This is a genomic window from Ideonella sp. B508-1 (assembly GCF_000333615.1).
Taxonomy (GTDB): Bacteria; Pseudomonadota; Gammaproteobacteria; order Burkholderiales; family Burkholderiaceae_C; genus Ideonella.
Genome location: NZ_BADL01000486.1, coordinates 1 through 4,525 on the forward strand (window position 1 = coordinate 1; position 4,525 = coordinate 4,525).

Sequence of the window (4,525 nt, forward strand, 5' to 3'; positions counted from 1 at the left end):
GACGGTCGAGCTGAACACNGAAGCCTCGTACGACGACATCTGTGCGGCGATGAAGCGGGCCAGCCAGGGCGCGATGAAGGGCGTGCTGGGCTACACCGAGGACAAGGTGGTCTCCACCGACTTCCGCGGCGAGGCCATGACCTCGGTCTTCGATGCCGAGGCCGGCATCGCCCTGGACAAGACCTTCGTCAAGGTCGTGGCCTGGTACGACAACGAGTGGGGCTACTCGAACAAGTGCCTGGAAATGGCCCGCGTGATCGCCAAGTGATCCTGGCGGACCCGCCGTCCGTCTGACCGACAACGCCCCGGTGCCGCCAGGTGCCGGGGCGTTGTTCTTGGTGCGAAAACTGGCATTTCCGCGGTGAGGCAGGGGCTGTTGGACACGTCGCAGCAAACCTTCTCGGTCTAGACTGGTGCGGTTTGAGTGTCGAAGCCGATGACCTTGCCGTGCCCGGCCGCCATGGCCGTGCGCACCATGCCGACGATGCCACCGGCCGGACCGGAGAGGATGGCGTCCTTGCCCTGGAAGCGATGTGCTTCGGTCAGCCCCCCCGAACTCTGCATGAAGAACAGGCGCACGCCGGGCATCTGGCTGGCCACCTGGTCCACGTAGCGGTGCAAGATGGGGCTGAGGTAGGCGTCGACCACTGTGGTATCGCCACGCGGCACCAGCTTCATCAAGGGGCTGACCTCGTGCGAAGCCGATACCTGGGTGAAGCCGATCTCGCGCGCCAGCGCCTGTGCAGCCTGCTCATGGGCCGGTGCGCGGTAACCGTGCAGGAAGACGATGGCACAGGTGCGAAGACCGCGGTCGAAGGCCGCCTGCAGTTGCTCGCGCAGGCCTGCCAAATCCAGCGGCCTCAGCACGTGGCCCTGCGCGTCGACACGCTCGTCAGCCTCGATCACCGCCTCGTACAGCAGCTCGGGGAGCTGGATGTGGCGCTCGAACAGCTGGGGCCGGGCCTGGCTGGCAATGCGCAGCGCATCGCGAAAGCCGCGGGTGGTGACGAGCAAGGTGCGATCGCCCTTGCGCTCCAGCAGCGCATTGGTGGCCACCGTCGTGCCCATCTTCACGCAGTCCACGCGTTCGGGTGTGATCAGCTCACCGGGCTGCAGGCCCAGCAGGCGGCGGATGCCTTCGACCGCGGCGTCCCGGTACTGCTCGGGGTTTTCGGACAGCAGCTTCAACGTGTGCAGCGTGCCGTCAGGCGCTCGGCCGACCAGGTCGGTGAAGGTGCCGCCACGGTCGATCCAGAACTGCCAACGGTCGGGGGAGGGAGAGGGAGAGAGCGCAAGGGTGGTTGAGGTCATGTCGTGTTCGGGCCGGCGTGGCGGCCCATCAGGGAGTGCGATGGGGCGTTGCGGCAATCAGGCAAGCCGGCGATGGCTGCGTGTTGCCTCGGAAGGCTCATCCGGCGGCGCTTCGCTGCCGTTGGTCAGTTCCCGGCCGCAGGTCTCGGGCAGAAGCAGCGCGGCGAGAATGACCAAGCCATAGCAGCCGGCCGCCATCCAACCCAGCACGTGGCCCAGCGGCAGACTGCTGCCGAGATGACCGATCAGCGCCGGACAGATGGCGCCGCTGGCGCGGCCCACGTTGTAGGTGAAGCCCTGCCCGGAGCCCCGCACGTCGCTGGGGTACAGCTCGGAGAGAAAGGCGCCCATGCCAGCGAAGATGCCCGAGAGAAAAAACCCCAGTGGGAAACCCAGCAACAACAGATAGGTGCTGGTGCCCAGCACCGAGAGGTGGCGCTCGGTTTTCAGGAAGGTCGGCAGCCAGGTCGTGACCGAATAGTAGGCACCCTGCATGCCGGTGGCCAACAGACTGGCCAGCACCGTGGTGCCCAGCAGCGAGGGGTGGAAGATGCGCAGGAAGTTGCTGCCCTGACCGGTGACGCGGCGGCGAGCCTGCTCGGCGCGGTAAACCGGCGGTTCGTCCAGGTTGCGTCGGATGTAGAGGATCAGCAATGCGGGGATGATGCCGATCCAGAACAGCACCTTCCAGGCCAGCTCGGGCGGCAGCACCGAATACAGCCCCCAGAAGGCCAGTGCGGAAGCAGCCCAGCCCACCGCCCAACTGCTCTGAACCAGGCCGGCTGCCTTGCCACGGTGCTTCGCCGAGATGGTCTCGGCGATCAGCACCGAGCCCACGGCCCATTCGCCCCCCATGCCAAAACCCTGCATGGCGCGGATGAAGAAAAGCTGGCCGAAGGAACTGGTGAATCCGCTCAGGAAGGTGAACAGCGCGAACCACAGCACCGTCCACTGCAGCACGCGCACGCGACCGTGGCGGTCGGCCATCACACCGGCAGCCCAGCCGCCCACAGCCGAGGTGAGCAGGGCGCCAGTGGCGATGTAGCCGGCCTCGGCCTTGGTCATGCCCCAGGCTGCGATCAGCGTGGGGATGAGGAAGGTGTAGATCATGTAATCGAAGCCGTCGACGCCGTAGCCTGCGAAGGTGGCGACGAGGGTGCGCCGTTCATGGGCGCTGGTGTGCTTGAGCCACATGGTGGGGTCCTGCCTGGATGTGGAAACGCGTGGGTGGGATGTGCTGGAACACCTCGCCGCAGCCCTGGTCAGGACCGCCGCGGCAAGCTGCCTCGGCCGCTTCGGACGGGGCCGGAAGCCCTGCGCTGCCGACCAGGAGAAGAGCGGTGTGGATCAGCCTCGCCCGAGTTGCCGGTTGAGCTTGTCGATCACCAGCATGTGACCGGGCGCGTGAGTGATGCAGAAGGCCGGCTGGGCCGCGGCAATGGCCGCCTGCGGCGTGACACCACAGGCCCAGAAGACGGGCAACTCGTCGCCAAGGATCTCGACCGGATCCCCATAGTCGGGCTGCTGGATGTCGCGGATGCCGATCAGCGCCGGGTTGCCCAGGTGCACCGGTGCGCCATGCACTTCGGGCATGCGGGAGGTGATCTGCACCGCGCGGATCGCGTCCGCTGCCTTCAGCGGTCGCATCGAGACCACCATCGGCCCATGGAATGCACCGGCAGCGCGCGTGGGGATGTTGGTGCGGTACATGGCCACATTGCGGCTCTGGTCCACATGGCGCAGACGCATGCCGTCGGCCAGCAGCGCATGCTCGAAGGAGAAGGAACAGCCCAGCGCGAAGGTCACCAGGTCATTGCGCCACAGGCCATGCAGCTCGGTGGGCTCGGCCACCAATTCACCGTGGCGCCACACACGGTAGCGTGGCACGTCGGCCCGAAGATCCAGGTCCTCGGCCAGCTCCGGCAGTGTCCATTCGCCGGGCTCGGACACCCCCAGCAGCGGGCAGGGCTTGGGGTTGCGCTGACAGTAGCGCAGAAAGTCGCCCGCCAGCTCGGCCGGCAGAATGGCGAGGTTCACCTGCACATGTTCGGAAGCCAGCCCGCTGGTGTGGCCCTGGAAGCCGCCGCTGCGGGCGGCCAGGCGCACGTCACGCCCGGTGGAAGCTGCGGTCAAGCCAAACTCGGCAGGGGCCATCACGGAGAGGGAGGCAGCGGTGCTGGCGTTCATGTGCGGCTCAGGGTGTTTTGTTCGGGAATGCGGCGCATTGTGAAAGTCCGGTGACGCACCTTCCAACGAGAAATTTCCCGTTGGCTCCATCAGATTTTTGAATGATGAATCTTGGTGCAGAACCGCTGGCCAAGGGTGCACCAGGGTGGTCAGGCGGCGGCGACAGAAAGCATGTCGTGGTTCGCGAGGTAGGCCAGCGCGGAGTCCAGCACCGACTCGGTCAGCGACGAGGTCGGGTCCTCGCGGTAGCTGGCATGAATGGACAACGGCGCCAGCGTCACGTCGGCCTGCACGCACAGCAAGGGCGCGCGGCGGCTGAGCGGCACCACGGCCGCCTGCGGCAAGGTGGCCATGCCGAAGCCGGCCTCGACCAGCTGCACCATTGCCGAGATGGACGAGATGGCATGCACGCGCGGCAGCGGCACGCCATGGCGCTGGAACAACTCCAGCAGCGACTGGTGCGGCTGCGAGCCACGCTGGAAGGTCAGCAGCTCGACACAGGACAGGTCCAGCAAGCTGTAGCGCGGCTTGGTGTGCTGCCCAGCATGGCCGACGAAGACCATGGGCATGGGTGACATGGAGCGGGTGCGGACCGATGCGTCACTGGCGGGGATAGCGGCGAAGACCAGGTCCTGCGCGCCGCGGCGCACCTGGTCCACCAGCACCGGGGAGGTTTCGACCGTGAGCTCCAGTGCGAAATCGGGGTGCGTGTTGCGCATCTGTTGCAGCCAGCCGGTGAGCCAGCTGTGGACCACCGATTCAATGGCACCGATGCGCAGTGCCATCGGCCGACCCGCGTTGCTGCCCATTTCCTCCTTCACCTGCCGGTGCACCTCCAGCAAACGCAAGGCCAGTGCATGGAAACGCTGGCCGGCGATCGTCAGGCGGAACTGCTTGTCACGCCGGTCGACCAGAACCACGCCCAGTTCCTCTTCCAGTGCGGAAATGCGTGAGGACAGTGCCGACTGGGTGATGTGCAAGCGCTCTGCAGCACGTGTCACGCTCTTGAGTGATACGGCCCAATGAA

General features: G+C 66.4%; 3 protein-coding genes and 2 pseudogenes. 1 reads left to right on the top strand and 4 read right to left on the bottom strand.

All coding sequences use genetic code 11. The features are described 5' to 3' along the window. Window positions 1-268 (top strand): annotated as a pseudogene (locus I73_RS29180) (type I glyceraldehyde-3-phosphate dehydrogenase); the annotation flags it as partial. 158 nt (window positions 269-426) lie between these two features. On the opposite strand, the pseudogene I73_RS19300 reads toward I73_RS29180, so the two are convergent. The 4 genes and pseudogenes from I73_RS19300 to I73_RS29185 all read right to left on the bottom strand — a co-directional run. Continuing rightward, window positions 427-1,311 (bottom strand): annotated as a pseudogene (locus I73_RS19300) (hydantoinase/oxoprolinase N-terminal domain-containing protein); the annotation flags it as partial. A gap of 57 nt (window positions 1,312-1,368) precedes the next feature. Further along, complete coding sequence (locus tag I73_RS19305) at window positions 1,369-2,505, bottom strand: MFS transporter (RefSeq protein WP_022982121.1); 1,137 nt, start codon at window positions 2,503-2,505, stop codon at window positions 1,369-1,371. A 153-nt stretch (window positions 2,506-2,658) separates the two neighbouring features. After that, window positions 2,659-3,465 carry a putative hydro-lyase gene (locus I73_RS19310; protein ID WP_026096960.1) on the bottom strand — a complete coding sequence of 269 codons (807 nt, stop codon included), beginning with the start codon at window positions 3,463-3,465 and terminating at the stop codon, window positions 2,659-2,661. Window positions 3,466-3,647: 182 nt separating this feature from the next. Continuing rightward, window positions 3,648-4,525: LysR family transcriptional regulator (locus I73_RS29185; RefSeq protein WP_040500998.1), on the bottom strand; the 878-nt coding region annotated here is incomplete at its 5' end.

What these genes read in the sequence shown, in the direction of transcription:
- I73_RS19305 (WP_022982121.1), bottom strand. Translation starts at nt 2,505, where the DNA reads ATGTGGCTCAAGCACACCAGCGCCCATGAACGGCGCACCCTCGTCGCC.
- I73_RS19310 (WP_026096960.1), bottom strand. Translation starts at nt 3,465, where the DNA reads ATGGCCCCTGCCGAGTTTGGCTTGACCGCAGCTTCCACCGGGCGTGAC.